Below are 18,926 nucleotides of genomic sequence, written 5' to 3'. Positions count from 1 at the left end.
AGCTTCGTGAGGTTAGGCTGACTTCAGCTCAGGGTGGAGCAGGCGCACCGAGGTGCCGACGAATTCGGCGGGGGCTGCTACCAGCCCATCGGCAGCGGGTGACCTTCGGCGAAGCCGGCCGCCGACTGCACGCCGACTACGGCCAGCTCGTGCAGTTCGGCGATGGTCGACGCACCGACGTAGGTACAGGTGCTACGCACCCCGGAGGTGATGTGGTCGAGCAGGTCCTCCACGCCGCCGCGGTCGGGATCGAGGCCCATCTTCGACGTCGAGATACCCTCCTCGAACAGCGCCTTGCGGGCTCGCTCGTAGGCGCTGTCCGCAGTGGTGCGGGCGGCCACCGCACGCTTGGACGCCATGCCGTAGCTCTCCTTGTACGGCCGGTTGTCGCGGTCGTGCAGCAGATCGCCCGGGGATTCGTAGGTGCCGGCGAACCATGATCCGATCATCACGTTCGACGCGCCCGCTGCCAGGGCCAGCGCGACGTCGCGAGGATGACGCACTCCGCCGTCGGCCCACACGTACCCGCCCATTTGGGTTGCGGCAGTGGCACATTCGAGCACTGCGGAGAACTGCGGCCGGCCCACCCCGGTCATCATGCGGGTGGTGCACATCGCGCCGGGCCCCACCCCGACCTTGACGATCGTCGCTCCCGCGCCCAGCAGCTCGCGGGTGCCCTCGGCCGACACGACGTTGCCGGCCGCCACCGGCACGCCCAGGTCCAGCGACGCCACCGCCTTGACCGCGTCGATCATCCGGGTCTGGTGGCCGTGAGCGGTGTCGATCACGAGCAGGTCCACACCGGCCTCCACGAGCGCGGTGGCCTTCGCGCCGACGTCACCGTTGATCCCGATCGCCGCACCGACCCGCAGCCGGCCGGCGGCGTCGACCGCTGGGGTGTAAATGCCCGCGCGCAGCGCGCCTCGTCGCGTGAGCACCCCCGCGAGCGTGCCGTCCGGCTCAGTGAGCACCGCCACGTCGATCTGGGCGTGCTCGAGCATGTCGAACACCTGGCGCGGGTCAGTGTGCGCGGGCGCGGTGACGAAGTCGGCGACCAGCACGTCGCGCACCCGGGTGAACCGGTCGACCCCGGCGCAGACGGCGTCGGTGACCAACCCTATTGGGCGGCCTTCGAATACGACGACGGCCGCGCCGTGCGCGCGCTTGTGGATCAGCGCGCATGCGTCGGACACCGAGTCGTCCGGCTCGAGGGTGACGGGGGTGTCGGCAACGAGATCGCGGCTCTTGACGAATTCGACGGTGTGGCTAACCGCGGTGATCGGCAGATCCTGCGGGAGCACCACGATGCCGCCGCGACGGGCCACGGTCTCGGCCATTCGGCGGCCGGCCACCGCGGTCATGTTCGCCACCACGACCGGGATCGTGGTGCCCGACCCGTCGACCGTCGACAGGTCGACGTCGAACCTCGACGCGACGTCCGAGCGGTTAGGAACGATGAAGACGTCGTCGTAGGTCAGGTCGTACGAGGGCGGGTGGCCCTCCACAAAGCGCATGTGCCGAGTCTAGTGACGCCCCGTCACTCGCCGAGCAGACGCGGAATCGCACGGCAAGCCCGCGGGTGATGCGATTGCGCGTCTGCTCGCGGGGCGTCAGGCGTCGACCTCGCTGCGGTCGCCGCTCCACAGGGTGTGGAACTTGCGGCCGCGTTCGGCGTCGATGCGCTCGTAGGTGTGCGCGCCGAAGAAGTCACGCTGGGCTTGGGTGAGCGCGGCGGGCAGGCGCTCGGTGCGCAGCGCGTCGTAGTACGACAGCGCCGACGCGAAGCCCGGCACCGGGATGCCCAACTGTGTGGCGGTGCCGACGACGCGGCGCCAGCTGTCGATGCCCGCCTCGACCGCGCTGCGGAAGTACGGTGCGGCGATCAGCGTGGGAAGATCGGGGTCCTCGTCGAACGCCTCTTTGATCCGATTGAGGAATTTGGCGCGGATGATGCAGCCGCCGCGCCAGATGGTGGCCAGATCGCCTGGGGCGATGTTCCAGTCGTATTCCGCACTACCGGCCTGGATCTGGTTGAAGCCCTGGGCGTAGGCCACGATCTTCGACGCGTAAAGCGCCTGGCGCACGTCTTCGGTGAATTTGCTTGCGTCACTTGGCTTTTCACCTAGTTCGCCGGAGGCCAGTCCGACCGTCGCGGTGCGCTGGGCAACCGAGCCGGACAGCGCGCGGGCGAACACGGCTTCGGCGATGCCGGTGACCGGCACACCCAGGTCGAGCGCGGACTTGACCGTCCAGCGCCCGGTGCCCTTCTGCTCGGCCTCGTCGCGGATGACGTCCACCAGTGGGCCGCCGGTCTTGGCGTCGGTCTGGCGCAGCACCTCGGCGGTGATCTCGATCAGATAGCTGTCGAGGTCGCCGGTGTTCCATTCGGCGAATACGTCGGCGATCTGCGGCGCGGAGTAGCCCAGTCCGTCGCGCAGCAGCTGGTAGGCCTCGCCGATCAGCTGCATGTCGGAGTATTCGATGCCGTTGTGCACCATCTTCACGAAGTGACCGGAGCCGTCGGGCCCGATGTGGGTGCAGCACGGCACCCCGTCGACGTGCGCGGAGATCTCCTCCAGCAGGGGGCCCAGCGACTTGTACGACTCGGCAGGGCCGCCCGGCATGATCGCCGGTCCGTTCAGCGCGCCCTCTTCGCCGCCCGAGATGCCCGCACCGACGAAATGCAGACCTCGCTGCCGCAGCGCCTTCTCGCGGCGGATGGTGTCGGTGTAGAGCGCGTTGCCGCCGTCGATGATGATGTCGCCTTCCTCCATCACCTCGGCGAGCTCGTTGATCACCGCGTCCGTGGGGTCGCCGGCCTTGACCATGATCAGCACCCGCCGCGGCTTTTCAAGGGCTGCAACGAATTCCGCCATCGTCTCGGTGCGGACGAAGCTTCCTTCCGAGCCGTGCTGGGCCAGCAGCGCGTCGGTCTTTGCGATCGACCGGTTGTGCAGCGCAACGGTGTAACCGTGGCGGGCGAAGTTGCGAGCGATGTTGGAACCCATGACAGCCAGCCCGGTGACGCCGATCTGAGCGGTGGGGTCTGCTTGCGGCATAGGTAGCCCTTTCGTGTGTTCGGTTGTGGCGCAGGGGTTTCGCTATGCGACGAAGAGCCGGTGCAACTCGGTCAGCCATGGCACGGCCAGCGCGACGGTCGGCACGACCAGGATCGCCGCGGCGGCCAGGTAGGCAGCTGCGGACAGCAGCACGCTGTTGCCGCGGCCGCAGAGCCGGCGCACCCGCACGACGGTGCTCGGACCGCCGGCGGCCAGCGCGCCCGACGGCGTCGGACCGGCCGCGCAGGCCACCAGCGCGCGGGCCAGCGGTGTGGGCCCAGCCGCGCGCACCGCGGCGTCGTCGGCAAGCATCTCGACCAGCAGCCGTACCGCGTCCAGCGCCCGGGCGCTGCGAACGAACCGGGGAAACGCCGCGTGGACCGCAGTGAACATCTCCAGCACCAGGTCGTGGCGGGCCCGCAGATGCGCCCGCTCGTGGCGCAGGATCGCGGTGATCTCCTTGTCGCTCAACGTGTTCAAGGCACCCTTGCTGAGCACGACGCGGCTGCGCACACCGGGCAGGCAGTAGGCCATCGGCGCCGACACGTCGAGGATGCGCAGGTGACCCGCGCGCGTGGCGCCCAGCAGGTCGACCAGCATGCGGTGGTGCGCGCGCCTGCGCCGCGTGGCGATGGCGACCTGCAGCACCGCGATGACGAGCCGCGCACCGATCAGCAGCGTGACCGCGAACACCGCGAGGTAGGTCAGGCCCAGCGGCAGGCCGAGCGCGCTGATCTCACTGGAAAGTGTGGCGGTGGGCCGGCCGTCCATACCGGGAACGAACAGCCGGCTGGCGATCGCGATGCCCGCGCTGAACGCGGACAGCACCGCGGCCACCGCGATCGACTGCCACAACACGACCGCGGCCCGTGGTGCACGCATCGGCCAGGAGGCCCTGGCCAGCATCTCCGGTAGGGGGCCGGCGAGGGTCAGCGCAAGAAGGACGAAAGCCAGCGCGGACACCCGCTAAGTCTCTCTCAGCCGGAGTCCGGGCTGTCACCGGGTGCCGCATGCTTGGCCTCGAGTTCGGCCAGCGCACGACGCAGCGCGGCGGCTTCGTCGGCGCCGACGCGTTCCACGAAGTGCACCAGCGCGGCCTCGCGGCTTCCCGAGTCGGCGGCCTGGTCGAGCGCGTCGACCATCAGGCCGGCCACCAACTCGTCGCGGCCCCTGGTCGGGGCGTAGCGGTGCGCGCGGTCGTCGCGGTGCTGGACGACGAGGTTCTTCTTCGCCAGCCGCTGCAGCACGGTCATGATCGTGGTGTAGGCGAGGTCGCGCTCAGCGGACAGTGCCTCGTGCACTTGGCGGACGGTCTGGGGTCCGGGCGACGCCCACAGATAATCCATGACCGCGCGTTCGAGATCACCCAACCGAGTCAACTTGGCCATGGTTGTTTGCTCCTCGCATCCGCAGACGGCACATCTCCTGCGGCAATAACGCAAGCCTACTACTGGCTTACTACTGAGTGTCGTATGTGACCGATCACAGTCTGCATTGACGGGGACCGGTCCAATGTGGTTAGGCTAGCCTAACTCAAGGAGGGACGCATGACGGTCCTGGTCGACGATCCGTTGATCGCCGCGATGACGACGGTCCGCACGTTGCCGCTGCACGAATCGAGCCGGCGGCTGCGCGAACTGAACCCGATGTGCCCGCGAATGTACGGGGTGGCCGCGATGGCTGATGTCGGCCGGCGGCGGTGGTGGCCATTGGCCGCGGCGTTGAGCAGCGATCGGCTGTACACGATGTTCGCCGCCGCAGCCCGCGAGATGGACAGTCGGGCCGCCGCGTCGCAATTGGCCTCCGCGCTGGCCTACACCGTGGTGGGCCGCGTGGTGGCGCTGGTGATCCTGGAGGCGCGGGCGTGGGACCCGGGCCTGGAGAACCTGTGGGTGCATTTCGACTCAGAAGGCGAGATCGACTGGGCGGGTGTCGTCGATCCGACCTTGCGCGTCGTCGCCGACGATCCCGTGGATGAAGACGGCGTGGTGCGCCTGCCGAGCCAGGCGGCACTGACGACCTGGACCGCGCATCGCTGCCACCGCGCGCTTTCGCCGCTCTTTCGTCACGTGCATGCGGTCAGCTGCGGTGCGCTGTCCGTGGCCACGATGTGGGGCATGGTCGGTTCAGCCGTGGTGACGGCAGGGGCGCAGATTCCACAACTGGCCGGCACCTGCGGCGAGATCGGAATGTGGCGCGCACAGTTGGTGCTCGACGCGTTCACCAGCTTCGGCCTCCCCGTGCGCAACGCACCACGCATCAGCTAATGGACCGCGTGGAGTGCTGAGGGCTGCAGCGACTCCCGGTCCATCCTGAACGGGGCCCCGCCGTCACTTGACGCGGGGCCCCGTCTCATCTTCAGCGCCGAGGCCGTGTAGACACTTTTGTGTGTCCACCACGCAATCACTGGAGTTCGGTAAGGGATTCGACAGCGAAATCGGCTTGACGTATCTGGACGTCACTGCCGACGAAGGCCGCGCGCGCCTCGACATCACCGACAAACTGCTACAGCCGCGGGGCATTGTTCACGGCGGCGTCTACTGTGCGGTCGTCGAAAGCCTATCGAGCGTGTGTGGTCACGTGTGGCTGTCCGAGAACGGCGGCGGCACGGTCGTCGGCGTCAACAACAACACCGACTTCCTCCGGGCGATCGGCGGCGGCTCGGTGGAGGCGGTGGCCACCCCGATCCACCGGGGCCGCCGTCAGCAACTGTGGCAGGTGACGATCACCGACGAGAACGACCGCGTGGTGGCGCGAGGCCAGGTGCGGCTGCAGAACCTCACCGACGTCCAGCGCTAGCTGGCCGCCTCGCTCTGCACCGTCGCAGCGATCTCCTCGAGCTGCTCGATCCGGGTGCGCGCGAACGCCTGCTGCTCGGTGATGGTCAGCTGGCCGCGGTTGCGGCCGATGAACGTGACGGTCCACGACAGCAGCGTGGTGATCTTCGTCTTGAACCCGACCAGATACACCAAGTGCAACACCAGCCAGGCCAGCCACGCGATGACGCCGCCGAACTCGAGCGGGCCGATCTTGGCTACCGCGCTGTAGCGCGACACCGTCGCCATCGAGCCCTTGTCGAAGTACTGGAACGGTTCGCGCTGCGTGGGATCGGCGCCCTTGAGTTCTGACTTGATGCAGTTGGCCGCGTACTTGGCGCCCTGAATCGCACCCTGAGCCATGCCCGGGACGCCCTCGACGGCGGCCATGTCGCCGATCACGAACACGTTCGGATGACCCGGAATGGTCAAGTCGGGCAACACCTTGACGCGTCCGGCGCGGTCGAGTTCGACGGGCGTCTGGTCCGCCAGCTGCTTTCCCAGCGGGCTGGCCGAGACGCCGGCCGACCACACCTTGCACGCCGACTCGATACGACGAGTGGTGCCGTCGGAATCCTTGACGGTCAAGCCGTTTCGGTCGACGTTGGTGACCATCGCGTTCAGCTGGATTTCGACGCCCATCTTCTCCAGCCGCTCGGCGGCCTTGCGCCCCAGCTTCTCACCCATCGGCGGCAGCACGGCAGGCGCGGCGTCGAGAAGGATGACCCGGGCTTTCGTCGAGTCGATGTTGCGGAACGTGCCCTTGAGCGTGTGGTCGGCCAATTCGGCGATCTGCCCGGCCATTTCGACACCGGTCGGGCCGGCGCCGACGACGGTGAACGTCAGCAGCTTGTCGCGCCGCGCCGGATCACTCGAGCGCTCGGCTTGCTCGAACGCCGACAGGATCCGCGCTCGCAGCTCCAGCGCGTCGTCGATGGTCTTCATACCGGGTGCGAACTCCGCGAAATGGTCGTTGCCGAAATACGATTGGCCCGCTCCGGCGGCGATCACCAGCGTGTCGTACGGCGTGACGTAGGTGTGGCCGAGCAGCTCGGAGGTCACCTTGCGGTTGGCCACGTCGATCGCAGTGACATCACCGAGAAGCACCTGAGCATTCTTCTGCCGCCGCAGGATCACCCGAGTGGCCGGAGCGATCTCACCTTCCGAGATGATGCCGGTGGCAACCTGATACAGCAGCGGCTGGAACAGGTGGTGGGTGGTGCGGGCGATCATCTTGATGTCGACGTCGGCGCGCTTGAGCGCTTTGGTCACGGTGAGCCCACCGAAGCCGGACCCGATCACGACGACCTGATGCCGACGTCTCGGTTCGGCCGTGGCCGGGGACTGCGCGCTCATGGTGGCTCCTCGACAGCGGGGATCTGCGGACTAGCTCCACGGTAGTCGGCCGACACCGCACAGCTGCGGGGTGTACCCAGTGGGATTCGCCACCCGCCGCGCTTTGCTGCCGTCAGCTCACCAGCGGCTTGAGCGCCTCCCCGAGCTTCGCGACCACGCCGGGGGAGTAGACCCCCAGGTTGACGATCACGCCGGTCAGACCGGCGTCGAGCACCTTGGTCTTGATCTGCTCCGCGATCGAGTCGGCGCTGCCGACCACCATGCGCTGATTCATCTCCGGTGGGACTTGCTCGGCCGACGCGTTGTCGTCGACCAGCGCGGTCACCAGCATGCTGGTCTCCAGCGTCGCCGGGTCACGGCCGACTTCGTCGCAGCGCTGCTCGAGCGCGGCCAGCTTGCCCGGCAGCTCGTCGAACCCACCGATGATGTTGAGGTGGTCGAAATGCTGCGCGGCCAACCGGAACGTCTTCTTCTCGCCCCGCCCGCCGATCAACAGCGGAATACGCTCGCGCAGACGGGGATTCGCGAAGGCGTCCTTGGTGTGGTACCACGCGCCGTCGAACGTCGACCGCTCGCCTTTGATCATCGGCACAATGATCTGCAGGGCCTCTTCGAGACGGTTGAACCGATCGGTGAAGGTGCCGAACTCGAACCCCAGGCTGTCGTGCTCGAGCTCGAACCAGCCGGTGCCGATGCCCAGCACGGCGCGGCCGGCGCTGACGACGTCCAGCGTGGTGATGATCTTGGCGAGCAGCGCGGGGTTGCGGTACGTGTTGCCGGTGACAAGCGTGCCGAGTTGGACGTGGTCGGTCGCAGTCGCCAGGGCCCCGAGGGCGGTGTACGCCTCCAGCATCGGCTGGTCGGGACTGCCGAGCATCGGCAGTTGGTAGAAGTGGTCCATGAGCATCACCGCGTCGAAACCGCTTTGGTCCGCTTCTTGCGCCTGACGGATCACCGTCGGGAACAACTCCGAGACCGGTGTGCCGTACGAGAAGTTGGGAATCTGGTAGCCGAGTCGAATCGTCACGGATTCGACAGTAACCCCCGCGCGCGGGATCAGCCCCAGTGCGCGAACGCCCCGTGGCTGGCGTGCAGCGTCTGGCCGGTGATGTGCCGCGCGGCAGGCGTCGTCAAAAACAAAGCGACACGGGCAATTTCGCTGTCCGCACTGGCCGGCACCCCGGTCGACAGACCGTCATAACCGGCCTGGGCGCCCCGACCGGACGCCACGGTGTTGATCGTGATGCCGCGGGTTCCGAAGAATTCGGCCTGGCCAGCCGTCCAGTCGGACAGCGCCGCCTTGACGGCCGCCTCTGGGGTGCCCTCGCGGGGACTGCCGGCGACCACGTTGACGATCGACCCGCCCGAACGCAGATGGTCGCCGATCGCGCTGACCATGAGCACAGCCGCGAGGACGGTGGCGTCGAGGTTGTGGCGCCATGCGGCTGCGCGCTCGGTCAGTGAGTAGGTGCGAGGGTCACCCGGGTCGAACGGAAGCGCGGGCACGTTGACGATCGTGTCGAGATGGTGGGGCAGCAGCGGCACGGCCTCGGCGAGGTTGGCCGGGTCGGTGCAGTCGCACACCACGGCGTCGACGTCGAGCTCCTTGGCGGCCACTTCGAGCTCATCGCGGCGAGCGCCGGTGATGACCACCCGGTGCCCGGCGTCGCGGAAACCTTCGGCGACCGTGCGGCCGAGGTCGGTGTCGCCGCCGGTGACAAGCACCTCCATCGCAAGCCTCCTGTCGGCGGAATGTTGTCCGGACCGATGTTACTGGACGGTAGCTACCGGCTGTAATCAGGCGCGCCGGGTTGCAACTGTCTAGGGTCTGATTCGTGACCCGGCCGGTCGGGCTGCCGCGATGGCTCTACATTCCCGCAGTCGCAGGCGTGGTATTCGTCGGCCTCCCGCTGGTCGCGATGGCCGTCAAGGTGGATTGGCCCCACTTCGCCGGGCTGGTCGGCAGCCCGCCGTCGCGTACTGCGCTGCTGCTGAGCTTGCGCACGGCCGCCGCCAGCACGGCGTTATGCCTGGTGCTGGGCGTGCCGATGGCGCTGGTGCTGGCCCGCAGCGAAGGCCGCCTGGTGCGGTTGGTGCGGCCGCTGGTTCTGTTGCCGCTGGTGCTTCCGCCGGTGGTGGGCGGCATCGCGCTGCTGTATGCGTTCGGCCGGCTCGGACTACTCGGGCGCTATCTCGATGCGGCCGGTGTCCATGTTGCGTTCACTACGACCGCGGTGGTGCTGGCCCAGACGTTCGTGTCGCTGCCGTTTCTGGTGATCGCGCTGGAAGGTGCTGCGCGCAGCGCGGGCGGGCGGTACGAGGACGTGGCCGCGACACTCGGGGCGCGGCCCACGACGGTGTGGTGGCGGGTGACGCTGCCGCTCCTGGCGCCCGGGCTGGTTTCCGGGGCGGTGCTCGCGTTTGCGCGGTCGCTGGGCGAGTTCGGCGCGACGCTGACGTTCGCCGGTTCGCGTCCTGGAGTGACGCGAACCCTTCCGCTCGAGATCTATCTGGAACGCGAGGCCGACGCCGACGCGGCTGTGGCGCTGTCGATGCTGCTCGTCGGGGTGGCGGCCGTGGTGGTGGTCGCGGTCGGCGCCCGCCGGCTGCGCGCGGGGGAGCCGTACCGATGACCGGGGTAACGGTGCACGCTCGGGTCGCGCGGCGGGCCGTGGATGTGTCGTTCGAGGTGGCGGCCGGTGAAGTGGTCGCACTGATCGGCCCGAACGGCGCCGGCAAGTCGACCGTGCTGCATGTGATCGCCGGGCTGCTGCGCCCGGACACCGGCCATGTGCGATCGGGCGGACGCGTGCTCGCCGACACCCCATCCCGTGCGTTCGTGCCCGCCCACGCCCGCCGCATCAGCCTGCTGTTGCAGGATGCGCTTCTGTTTCCGCACCTGTCTGTCCTCGACAACGTCGCGTTCGGACCGCGCACGCGGCGACGCGGACGTGCCGCGGCGCGCCGGGTGGCACGGCAATGGCTTTCTCAGGTCGACGCCGCCACGCTTGCCGAGCGCGCGCCACGCGAACTGTCCGGCGGGCAGGCGCAGCGAGTGGCTCTGGCACGGGCGCTGGCCGCGGAGCCCGACGTGCTGCTGCTCGACGAGCCGCTCGCCGGCCTGGACGTGGCTGCGGCCGCCGACGTCCGGGCGGTGCTGCGGTCGGTGCTGGCCCGCGACGGCCGGGCCGCGATCCTGGTCACCCACGACCTCGTCGACATCCTGACCCTTGCCGACCGGGTGCTGGTGATGGACGCGGGCCGCATCGTGGAGTCCGCCGACACTGCGCACGTACTGGCCGCCCCGCGAAGCGGCTTCGCCGCGCGGATCGCCGGGGTGAACCTGGTCAACGGCACGGTAGGCGACGACGGTGCCCTGCGGGCCCCGAACGGCAGCCGCTGGTTCGCCGCCGCCCACCGGCTGCCTCCGGGCACCCGTGCCGTGGCGGTCTTTCGCCCGTCGTCGGTCGCGGTGTTCCGCGACACCCCGCGCGGCAGCCCACGCAACGCGGTGACCGTGACGGTTGCGCAGCTGGAGGCGATCGGCGCCGGCGTCAGAGTGCGCGCCGCAGAGCAGACAGACGGGGCACCCGGCCTAGCGGCCGACGTGACGGCCGAAGCCGCAGCCGAGATGCGCCTGGTCGCCGGTGAGCGGGTCCAGTTCGCGGTCAAGGCTCACGAAGTGGCGATTCATCCCGCCTGAGAACTGTTTAATACTCTCACCACACACTTGCGTCACGGCGGTAACACGGTAATTTCGTCGTCATGAAAAAGCCGGAGGGGAAATCTCAACGTACGGGGCTTCGCAGGGTGCTGACTACGACGGCGATCGCCGGTTCGATGGCCTTGACGCTGCCGATGGCGGCGGCCTACGCCGATCCGCCGCCACCGTCTCCTGACAATCCGTCACCGAGCGCGCAGGCCCCCGCTCCGGCACAGGGCGACCCGGGCGCGCAGGCTCCCGCGCCGGCGGAGCCGAATCCGGGTGCCCCGGCGCCTGCGGAACCGAACCCAGGCGCTCCCGCGCCGGCTCCTGGCGACCAGAATGCTCCGTCGCCGGGAGGGAACATGCCGCCCGCGCCGGCTCCCGAGGCCAACCGCGTCGACGTGGCGGCCGGCGGCTTCAGCTACGTGCCGCCAGCAGGCTGGACCCCCGGAGACGCGTCGCGGATCAGCTACGGCCAGGCCGTGCTGCTGAAGACTCCGGCGCAGGGCCAGCCCGCTCCCACCGACACGAGCATCCTTCTCGGCAAGCTCGACCTGCGGCTCTTCGCGGGCGCCGAACAGGACAACCAGAAGGCCGCGATCCGGTTGGCCTCCGATATGGGCGAGTTCTACATGCCGTTCCCCGGCCAGCGAATCCACCAGGAGCAGATTCCGCTCGACGCCGCCGGTGTGCCCGGCTACGCCGCCTACTACGAGGTTGACTTCACCGATCCGAACAAGCCGAACGGCCAGATCTGGGCCGCGGCGCTCGGCAACACCGCGCCGCGCCAAGGCACTCAATCAGCCCAGAACAACCGTTGGTTTGTGGTGTGGCTCGGCTCGGCCAACAACCCGATCGACAAGGCGGCCGCCAAGGCGCTCGCCGAGTCGATCCGGCCGTACACTCCGCCGCCGGCAGCGCCGGCGCCCGCTGAGCCGGGCTCTCCGGCCACGCCGGGAACACCGCCCGGCCCCAACGGCGCACAGCCCGGCGCCAACACGGCCCCCCCTGCCGGAAACCAAGCTCCGCCTGCCGGAAACCAAGCACCGCCGGCGGGTCCGCAGGTCGGGGTGCCCGTGCCGGTGAACCCGGACCAGGCGCCGGGAATGCTGCCGCCGAGCTAGGTCGCGGTCCACGGGCTGGATTCCGACGTGCGCATAGCCGCCGTCTCACCGTGACCGGGCGGCGTCGGTGAGCAGCTAGCTACGTCGCGATTACCTCGCCGGAAACATTGGAAAACAGTGGCTCGCCACCATGGCGGCCATGGGCAGTCCCGCTCCTCGCGTCTGCGGCGAGGCCGATTCATCGCCGACGGTCACGCGTACTGCTTGTTCGTATTGCGGCGTCGGATGTGGGATGGAGGTGCACACCAGCCTCGACGCGGCCTCGAATCGGCGTGTGATTGCTCGGGTTTGCGGCGACAAGCTGCATCCGGCGAATTTCGGCAGGCTCTGTACGAAGGGTGCCACGCATGCCGAGGTGATGCGCGCCACCGAGACTCGGCTGACCACCGCGATGACGCGCAGCCGCCGCGACGCGGAGCCCGCTGCCATACCGCTGGACCAAGCGATCGCCGACGCCGCCATGCGGTTGCGCACGATCATCGACGAGCATGGACCCGACGCGGTCGCGTTCTACGTCTCGGGTCAGATGTCGCTGGAGGCGCAATATCTCGCGACCAAGCTGGCCAAGGGCTTCATCCGGACCGCGTACATGGAGTCGAACTCTCGGCTGTGCATGGCCAGCGCCGGCACCGGCTACAAGCAGTCCCTGGGTGCCGACGGACCGCCCGGCTCCTACGACGATTTCGACAACGCCGACCTGTTCTTCGTCATCGGCTCCAACATGGCCGACTGCCATCCGATTCTGTTCCTGCGCATGGCCGAACGGCTCAACGCCGGCGCGAAACTCATCGTCGTCGATCCGCGCCGCACGGCCACAGCCGAACGCGCCGATCTCTTCCTTCACATCAAGCCGGGCACAGATCTGGCGCTGCTCAACGGGATTCTGCACCTTCTTGTCGAAAACGGCGCCGTCGACGCGGATTTCATCGCCGAGCACACCGAAGGCTGGGACGCGATGCCGGAGTTCCTCGCCGACTATCCGCCCGAGCGGGTGGCCGCCGTCACCGGCGTTGCCGTCGACGATATCCGCCGCGCGGCAGAGATGATCGCCGCCGCAGGCGACTGGATGAGCTGCTGGACGGTCGGGCTGAACCAGAGTACCCATGGCACCTGGAGCACCAATGCGATTTGCAACTTGCATCTGGCCACCGGAGCGATCTGCCGGCCCGGCAGCGGGCCGTTCTCGCTTACCGGCCAGCCGAATGCGATGGGTGGCCGCGAGATGGGCTACATGGGCCCGGGGTTACCGGGTCAGCGCTCGGTGTTGTCCGCAGCCGACCGCGCATTCGTCGAACAGCGCTGGGGTCTGCCCGCTGACACGATCCGCGCCGAGAGCGGTTGCGGAACGATCGACATGTTCGCGCGGATGGCGGCAGGGCAGATCAAGGCCTGCTGGATCATCGCCACCAATCCGGTCGCGTCGATCGCCAACCGCGACACCGTCATCGCGGGCCTGCAGGCTGCCGAACTGGTGATCACCCAGGACGCCTACCGCGACACCGCCACCAACCGCTACGCCGACGTCATGCTGCCGGCGGCGCTGTGGGCGGAAGCCGATGCGGTGATGGTGAATTCGGAACGAACGATGACGCTGCTGCGCCGGTCGGTGCCGCCCTGCGGTGATGCGCGGCCCGACTGGCAGCTGATCTGCCTCATGGCTCAGGCGCTCGGGTACGGGCACGCGTTCGACTACGTGAGCAGCGAGCAGATTTTCGACGAGATCAAGCAGTTTTCCAATCCCGGCACGGGTTACGACCTCCGCGGCGCCAGCTACCGTCGGCTCGAAAGCGGCCCGCTGCAATGGCCATGCCCGCCCGATGACGACAATCCGCGCCACCCGATTCGGTACCTCAACGACGGCATCAGCCAACCGCTACACGTCACCGAGGATGGCCGGCGTCCGCGGTTGGCGTTCCCCACCGCCAGCAGACGGGCAAGGTTCTTGCCGCGGCCGCACCTGCAGCCGGCTGAAATGCCCGACGACTCTTTCCCTTTTGTGCTCAACACCGGCCGTGTGCAACACCAGTGGCACACGATGACCAAGACCGGCACGGTGGCGAAGCTGAACAAGCTGAATGGCGCGCCGTTCGTCGAAGTGCATCCTGAGGACGCCGAGGCGCTCGGGATAGTCGACGGTGCGCCGACGGAGATTCGTTCCCGTCGCGGAAGGGCGGTGCTGCCCGCGGTCGTGACCGACCGGGTCAGGCGCGGCACGTGTTTCGCACCGTTCCACTGGAACGACGAGCAAGGTGAGAACCTCACCGTCAACGCCGTCACCAACGACGCCGTGGACCCCGATTCGCTGCAGCCCGAATTCAAAGCATGCGCCGTCGCATTGACGCCGGTGGACGCGCCCGCCGCCGACATGCATCCGGTCGGCGTCACACTGGGACTCGACCGAGAGCCCCCGCCGGCGCTTACTGAGCTCGAATTACAGTATCTGGCAGGCTTTTTCAGCACACTGCCGCATTCACTGCCTGAGGCGCCGGTACTGCCGGAGTCAGCACCGGTGCGCCAGGTGGTGCGGGCACGTGTCGACGGCATGCTCGCCGGGGCGTACCACACGCGCGGGCATGATGCGACTGCTCGTGGGCCGCTGGTGCTGTGGGCGTCGCAAACCGGCACCGCCGAGGAGGTCGCCGCGCAACTGGCCCGGAGACTCGACAGCGCGGGACGGCCCGCCCGGCTGGTGAACATGGACGACTGCCATCTCTCCGATTTGGCCGATACAACTGAGTTACTCGTCGTGACAAGCACTTTCGGCGATGGCGGACCACCCGACAACGGGGCTGACTTCTGGCACCGGCTCGGCGCCGCCGACGCGCCGTCCCTGGCGGGTCTGAAGTACGCCGTGCTGGGCATCGGCGACCGCGCATACGCGGACTTCTGCGGCCACGCCCGCTCCATCGACGCGCGGCTGGCCGACCTGGGCGCCACCCCGGTGCTCGAACGCGCGGAGCTCGAGGCCCACGACGAGGAGCCGATGGCTCAGTGGGCCGAGCAGGTGACCACGCTGCTCGGGGCGCCGGTAGCCGAACCGAGCGCTCCGCCACGCCCCGAAAGACGCCCGGCCGGCCCCTTTTCGCGGACCAGCCCGATTGCGGCACCCCTCAGCCGCAACGTCACTTTGACCTCGGTGGCTGCCGGAAAGGAGGTCCGCCAGCTCGGATTCGACATCTCCGAGCATGACGTCACCTACGCGGTGGGGGATTCGCTCGGCGTATATGCGTCGAACAGCGAGCAGACGGTAACGAGGTGGTTGGCCGTCACCGGACTCAGCGGCGATGAGCCCGTCGTCGTCGACGGCGCGGAATGCGCGCTGCGCGACGCCCTGACGTCGCACTACGACATCTGCCGGGTCACGCCCGGTCTGCTCGCCTTCCTGGCCGAGCGTTCCATTGAGTCCAAGGCACTGAAGCGCTTGCGTACTAACCCTTCTCAGTTCGAACGTTGGCTGGTGGGGCGCAATGCAATCGATCTGGTCGAGCAATTCCCGGTAGTCGCCGACGCCGAGCAGTGGCAGAGCGCGCTGGTCCGCTTGACCCCGCGGTCGTATTCGATCTGCAGCAGCCCGCTGGTCGATCCGCACGAGGTGCAACTCACCGTGTCCGTGGTGCGCTACCGCGGGCCCGACGGCGTCGAACGCGGGGGAGTGTGCTCGACGTACCTTGCGGACCGCGTGAATGCGCCGGTCCCGATTTTCCTTCAGCACTCTCCGCACTTCCGGCCTCCCGAGGAGCCGGGCACGCCGATCATCATGATCGGCCCCGGCACGGGGATCGCGCCGTTCCGCGCGTTTCTGCACGAGCGGCGTGCGCTCGGAGATCGCGGCCGCAACTGGTTGTTCTTCGGTGACCGGCACGCCGCGCACAACTTCTACTACCGCGATGAACTTCTCGACATGTTCAGCGACGGCTTTCTGAGCCGGCTCGACCTGGCTTTCTCACGCGACCAAGCCGAGCGGGTGTACGTCCAGCACCGCATGATCGAGAAAGGTGCCGAACTGTGGGCGTGGCTGCAGGACGGTGCGCATGTGTACGTCTGCGGAGACGCCACCCGAATGGCCAGAGACGTCGACGCCGCGCTCACCAAGATCGTCAAGGTTCACGGCCGTCTGACCGACGAGCAAGCCCACGATTACAAACGCGAGCTGGTCGCCGCGAAGCGCTATCTGCGCGACGTGTACTGACGGCGCACGCCGCCGAACCGCGCCACGATAGGACCATGGCGAGCAACGGCACGATGACGGCTTGGCGGGTGCAGCGACCCGGCCCGATCACCTCCCGGCCACTGGACCGGGTCAGCACCGAGGTCCCACGTCCGGGTGACGACGAGCTGCTGGTGGCGGTCCGCGCGTGTGGGGTGTGCCGCACCGACCTGCACGTGGCCGAAGGGGACCTGCCGGTCCATCGACCCGGAGTCACGCCGGGTCACGAGGTGGTGGGCGAGGTGCTCGAGGTGGGACAGCAGGCCGGGTCGGAGTTCGCGGTCGGCGACCGGGTCGGCATTGCCTGGCTTCGACACACATGCGGGGTCTGCCGCTATTGCGTGCGCGGACACGAGAACCTCTGCCCGCAATCCCGCTACACCGGCTGGGACGCCGATGGCGGATACGCTGAATTCGCCACTGTCCCAGCGGCTTTCGCACACCATCTCCCGACCGGCTACGACGATGCCGAGCTGGCGCCGCTGTTGTGCGCGGGCATCATCGGCTACCGCTCGCTGCTGCGCGCGGAGGTACCGCCCGGCGGCCGGCTGGGACTGTACGGCTTCGGCGGCAGCGCCCACATCACCGCCCAGGTGGCCTTGGCTCAAGGCATCGAAGTCCACGTGATGACACGCGGCGCCGCCGCCCAGCAGTTGGCTCGTGCTCTGGGTGCGGCGTCCGTGCAGGGCGCGGCAGACCCGCCGCCGGTTGCGCTGGACTCGGCGATCCTGTTCGCGCCGGTCGGCGATCTCGTGCTGCCGGCGCTGGAGGCGCTGGACCGCGGCGGCACGCTGGCGGTGGCCGGCATCCACCTCAGCGACATCCCGAAGCTGTCCTATCAGCGCCACCTCTTCCAGGAGCGCCAGCTGCGCTCGGTGACGTCGAACACCCGAGCCGACGCCCGTGAGTTCCTGGCCTTCGCCCAACAGCACCGCATCGAGGTCAGCCACCCCACCTATCCACTCGATCAGGCCGACCGTGCGCTGACCGACCTGGCCGACGGCCGCATCGCGGGTGCGGCGGTGTTGTTGCCATGACGTTTGCCCACGATCTGCGTGTAGTACGCGTTAAAGTGGGGAACCCGTGCCTGATCGGGAAGGTGGCGGGAACATGAGCGAAACGAAAGATCGCGCGGCAGATGCCCGGGTGGAGATGGAGTTCGCCGACTACGACTGCGGATTAGTGTCAGTCCGAACAACGTCCACCGACCTTCACCGGGAGGTCGCAGCACTGGCCAGGCGCGTGCACGGGGAAACCAGACCGCACTATGAGCCCGTCGTCGAAGAGTTCGCCGCCCTGGCCCCCCTGCACATCGACGGCGTTGCCGGTGCCGCTGCACTGCTGGCCCTCGGCAGAACGGGCTTGCGGACGGTTTCTCCCCCGGGCACCACCGCGAACGTGCTAGAGCAACTGCACAAGGATTTCGGCGGCCCCGCCGTCGACGCCAGCAACGCCCAACGCCCAGTCCACGTCACCGACCTCACCGACGAGCCGCGTTGGCCCGAATTCACTCGCGCAGCGCTCACGCAGACCGAGGTGCAGTCGCTTCTGTGCCTGCCGCTGTACACCCACATCCACAGCTGGGGTGCGCTGATTCTTTTTGCCGACGAGCCCAACCGGTTCCATGCCGACGTCGAAGAGGCCGGCCAGATCCTGGGCACTCATGTGGCGCTGACTCTCGACGCCGTCCACCACGACCGCCACTACCGGTCGGCGCTGGGCAGCCGCGACATCATCGGCCAGGCCAAGGGCTTGTTGATGGAGCGGTTCGACATCGACGCCGTGCAGGCGTTCGCTCTGCTGACCCGGTTGTCGGAAGAGTCGCGCAGGCCTGTGGTGGTGGTGGCCAAGGAGTTGCTCGAGACCAAGGTCGGCCGCAAAACGTAGGCGGGGCGTACGTCAGGTCGCCAGGTGCCACACCAGCGCCGCGGCGAGTGCACCGAGTCCGTTGAGTGACCAGTGCAATGCGATGGGCGCCAGCAGGCTGCCGCTGCGTCGGCGCAGCCAGGTGAACAGGAACCCGGCGACCGCGGTCGCGGCCACCGCCAGCACCACACCGACGAGTTCGCCGACGATGCCGCCGCCGAAGAGCCGGCTGAAGCCGACATTGCCGCTGGTCAGTCCCAGCGACGTGGCGATGTGCCACAGCCCGAACAGCAGCGATCCGGCCGCCGCGACACCGCGAAAGCCCCATGCTCGGGCCAGCGCGCCGTGCAGCACCCCCCGAAACGCCAGTTCCTCCGGGATCACGGTTTGCAGGGGGATGACCACCATCGAGGCGATCAGCGCTCCTGACACGGTCGCGTAGCGGTCGTTCATGAACATCGGCCGGGTCCACGGCAGCATCGCACCGACCGCGATGACCGTGACCACCAGCGCCACCGCGGCGACTGCGTAAGCCAGGCCGGTCTTCCAGTGCTCGCGCCCCAGTCCCAGCTCAGTCCAGCCCAAGCCACGAGACCGCAGCAGCACAAGCAGGCCCACCGCAGCGGCGGGTACCGTCGCCACGCTCGCCCACGGCGTCGTGAAGTGTGCGATGAGATTGCTCGCCGTCAGCACCACCACGACGACCGCGATGTCGGAGTAGACATGCAAGCGGTTCAGGGCGGCCAGTTGCGCGGCGATCGGGTGCGGATGAGCTGGCGCGCCGACGGACAT

16 protein-coding genes are annotated in these 18,926 nt (G+C 68.4%); 8 read left to right on the top strand and 8 right to left on the bottom strand.

The window, feature by feature from the left end; translation table 11 throughout:
• Positions 1-77: 77 nt before the first annotated feature.
• The 4 genes from AC5Y4N_RS18330 to AC5Y4N_RS18315 all read right to left on the bottom strand — a co-directional run bounded on the left by AC5Y4N_RS18330 (position 78) and on the right by AC5Y4N_RS18315 (position 4,447).
• Positions 78-1,514 carry a GuaB1 family IMP dehydrogenase-related protein gene (locus AC5Y4N_RS18330; RefSeq protein WP_499908431.1) on the bottom strand — a complete coding sequence of 479 codons (1,437 nt, stop codon included), beginning with the start codon at positions 1,512-1,514 and terminating at the stop codon, positions 78-80.
• A gap of 96 nt (positions 1,515-1,610) precedes the next feature.
• Positions 1,611-3,059: an NADP-dependent phosphogluconate dehydrogenase gene (gene gnd, locus AC5Y4N_RS18325; protein WP_499908429.1), complete on the bottom strand. Its 1,449-nt coding sequence runs from the start codon at positions 3,057-3,059 to the stop codon at positions 1,611-1,613.
• Positions 3,060-3,101: 42 nt separating this feature from the next.
• The gene (locus tag AC5Y4N_RS18320; RefSeq protein WP_499908426.1) at positions 3,102-4,022 is read right to left on the bottom strand and encodes a M48 family metalloprotease; all 921 of its coding nucleotides are present in this window, start codon (positions 4,020-4,022) and stop codon (positions 3,102-3,104) included.
• Between the two features lie 14 nt (positions 4,023-4,036).
• A complete protein-coding gene (locus AC5Y4N_RS18315; RefSeq protein ID WP_499908424.1) occupies positions 4,037-4,447 on the bottom strand; it encodes a BlaI/MecI/CopY family transcriptional regulator in 411 nt (136 codons plus the stop codon).
• A 159-nt stretch (positions 4,448-4,606) separates the two neighbouring features.
• Between AC5Y4N_RS18315 and AC5Y4N_RS18310 the strand changes: the two genes are divergently transcribed.
• Entirely contained in the window at positions 4,607-5,326 is a 720-nt protein-coding gene (locus tag AC5Y4N_RS18310; protein ID WP_499908422.1) for an iron reductase, read from the top strand.
• Between the two features lie 121 nt (positions 5,327-5,447).
• Positions 5,448-5,858, top strand: a complete 411-nt coding sequence (locus AC5Y4N_RS18305) for a PaaI family thioesterase (RefSeq protein ID WP_499908420.1) — start codon at positions 5,448-5,450, stop codon at positions 5,856-5,858.
• Here the strand turns inward: AC5Y4N_RS18305 and AC5Y4N_RS18300 are convergent.
• From AC5Y4N_RS18300 to AC5Y4N_RS18290, 3 genes are all read right to left on the bottom strand, one after another.
• Positions 5,855-7,231: an NAD(P)/FAD-dependent oxidoreductase gene (locus tag AC5Y4N_RS18300; protein ID WP_499908418.1), complete on the bottom strand. Its 1,377-nt coding sequence runs from the start codon at positions 7,229-7,231 to the stop codon at positions 5,855-5,857. The genes AC5Y4N_RS18305 and AC5Y4N_RS18300 overlap by 4 nt on opposite strands.
• A 112-nt stretch (positions 7,232-7,343) precedes the next feature.
• On the bottom strand, positions 7,344-8,258 hold the full coding sequence (locus AC5Y4N_RS18295; protein WP_499908416.1) for an LLM class F420-dependent oxidoreductase: 915 nt from the start codon (positions 8,256-8,258) through the stop codon (positions 7,344-7,346).
• 29 nt (positions 8,259-8,287) lie between these two features.
• Positions 8,288-8,962 carry an SDR family oxidoreductase gene (locus tag AC5Y4N_RS18290; RefSeq protein ID WP_499908414.1) on the bottom strand — a complete coding sequence of 225 codons (675 nt, stop codon included), beginning with the start codon at positions 8,960-8,962 and terminating at the stop codon, positions 8,288-8,290.
• A 104-nt stretch (positions 8,963-9,066) separates the two neighbouring features.
• Between AC5Y4N_RS18290 and AC5Y4N_RS18285 the strand changes: the two genes are divergently transcribed.
• From AC5Y4N_RS18285 to AC5Y4N_RS18260, 6 genes are all read left to right on the top strand, one after another.
• Complete coding sequence (locus AC5Y4N_RS18285) at positions 9,067-9,864, top strand: ABC transporter permease (RefSeq protein ID WP_499908412.1); 798 nt, start codon at positions 9,067-9,069, stop codon at positions 9,862-9,864.
• Positions 9,861-10,934, top strand: coding sequence for a sulfate/molybdate ABC transporter ATP-binding protein (locus tag AC5Y4N_RS18280; protein WP_499908410.1), 1,074 nt, complete (start codon positions 9,861-9,863; stop codon positions 10,932-10,934). The genes AC5Y4N_RS18285 and AC5Y4N_RS18280 overlap by 4 nt, the downstream gene beginning before the upstream one ends.
• A 62-nt stretch (positions 10,935-10,996) precedes the next feature.
• A complete protein-coding gene (locus AC5Y4N_RS18275) occupies positions 10,997-12,061 on the top strand; it encodes an APA family fibronectin-binding glycoprotein (protein ID WP_499908408.1) in 1,065 nt (354 codons plus the stop codon).
• A gap of 139 nt (positions 12,062-12,200) precedes the next feature.
• Complete coding sequence (locus tag AC5Y4N_RS18270) at positions 12,201-16,250, top strand: bifunctional nitrate reductase/sulfite reductase flavoprotein subunit alpha (protein WP_499908406.1); 4,050 nt, start codon at positions 12,201-12,203, stop codon at positions 16,248-16,250.
• Between the two features lie 35 nt (positions 16,251-16,285).
• Positions 16,286-17,305, top strand: coding sequence for a zinc-binding alcohol dehydrogenase family protein (locus AC5Y4N_RS18265; protein WP_499908404.1), 1,020 nt, complete (start codon positions 16,286-16,288; stop codon positions 17,303-17,305).
• A gap of 73 nt (positions 17,306-17,378) precedes the next feature.
• Entirely contained in the window at positions 17,379-18,155 is a 777-nt protein-coding gene (locus AC5Y4N_RS18260) for a GAF and ANTAR domain-containing protein (protein WP_499908402.1), read from the top strand.
• A 12-nt stretch (positions 18,156-18,167) separates the two neighbouring features.
• On the opposite strand, the gene AC5Y4N_RS18255 is transcribed toward AC5Y4N_RS18260, so the two are convergent.
• Positions 18,168-18,926, bottom strand: a complete 759-nt coding sequence (locus AC5Y4N_RS18255; protein ID WP_499908400.1) for a CPBP family intramembrane glutamic endopeptidase — start codon at positions 18,924-18,926, stop codon at positions 18,168-18,170.

The organism is Mycobacterium sp. NGS19, from assembly GCF_059813155.1.
Note: the sequence above shows the minus strand (reverse complement) of the source record. Positions and strands in the feature narration are given on the sequence as shown.

Coding starts and splice junctions, on each gene's coding strand:
- AC5Y4N_RS18330 (WP_499908431.1), bottom strand. CDS start 1,514: ATGCGCTTTGTGGAGGGCCACCCGCCCTCGTACGACCTGACCTACGAC.
- AC5Y4N_RS18260 (WP_499908402.1), top strand. CDS start 17,379: ATGAGCGAAACGAAAGATCGCGCGGCAGATGCCCGGGTGGAGATGGAG.
- AC5Y4N_RS18265 (WP_499908404.1), top strand. CDS start 16,286: ATGGCGAGCAACGGCACGATGACGGCTTGGCGGGTGCAGCGACCCGGC.
- AC5Y4N_RS18280 (WP_499908410.1), top strand. CDS start 9,861: ATGACCGGGGTAACGGTGCACGCTCGGGTCGCGCGGCGGGCCGTGGAT.
- AC5Y4N_RS18255 (WP_499908400.1), bottom strand. CDS start 18,926: ATGTCCGTCGGCGCGCCAGCTCATCCGCACCCGATCGCCGCGCAACTG.
- AC5Y4N_RS18270 (WP_499908406.1), top strand. CDS start 12,201: ATGGGCAGTCCCGCTCCTCGCGTCTGCGGCGAGGCCGATTCATCGCCG.
- AC5Y4N_RS18275 (WP_499908408.1), top strand. CDS start 10,997: ATGAAAAAGCCGGAGGGGAAATCTCAACGTACGGGGCTTCGCAGGGTG.
- AC5Y4N_RS18290 (WP_499908414.1), bottom strand. CDS start 8,962: ATGGAGGTGCTTGTCACCGGCGGCGACACCGACCTCGGCCGCACGGTC.
- AC5Y4N_RS18315 (WP_499908424.1), bottom strand. CDS start 4,447: ATGGCCAAGTTGACTCGGTTGGGTGATCTCGAACGCGCGGTCATGGAT.
- gnd (WP_499908429.1), bottom strand. CDS start 3,059: ATGCCGCAAGCAGACCCCACCGCTCAGATCGGCGTCACCGGGCTGGCT.
- AC5Y4N_RS18300 (WP_499908418.1), bottom strand. CDS start 7,231: ATGAGCGCGCAGTCCCCGGCCACGGCCGAACCGAGACGTCGGCATCAG.
- AC5Y4N_RS18310 (WP_499908422.1), top strand. CDS start 4,607: ATGACGGTCCTGGTCGACGATCCGTTGATCGCCGCGATGACGACGGTC.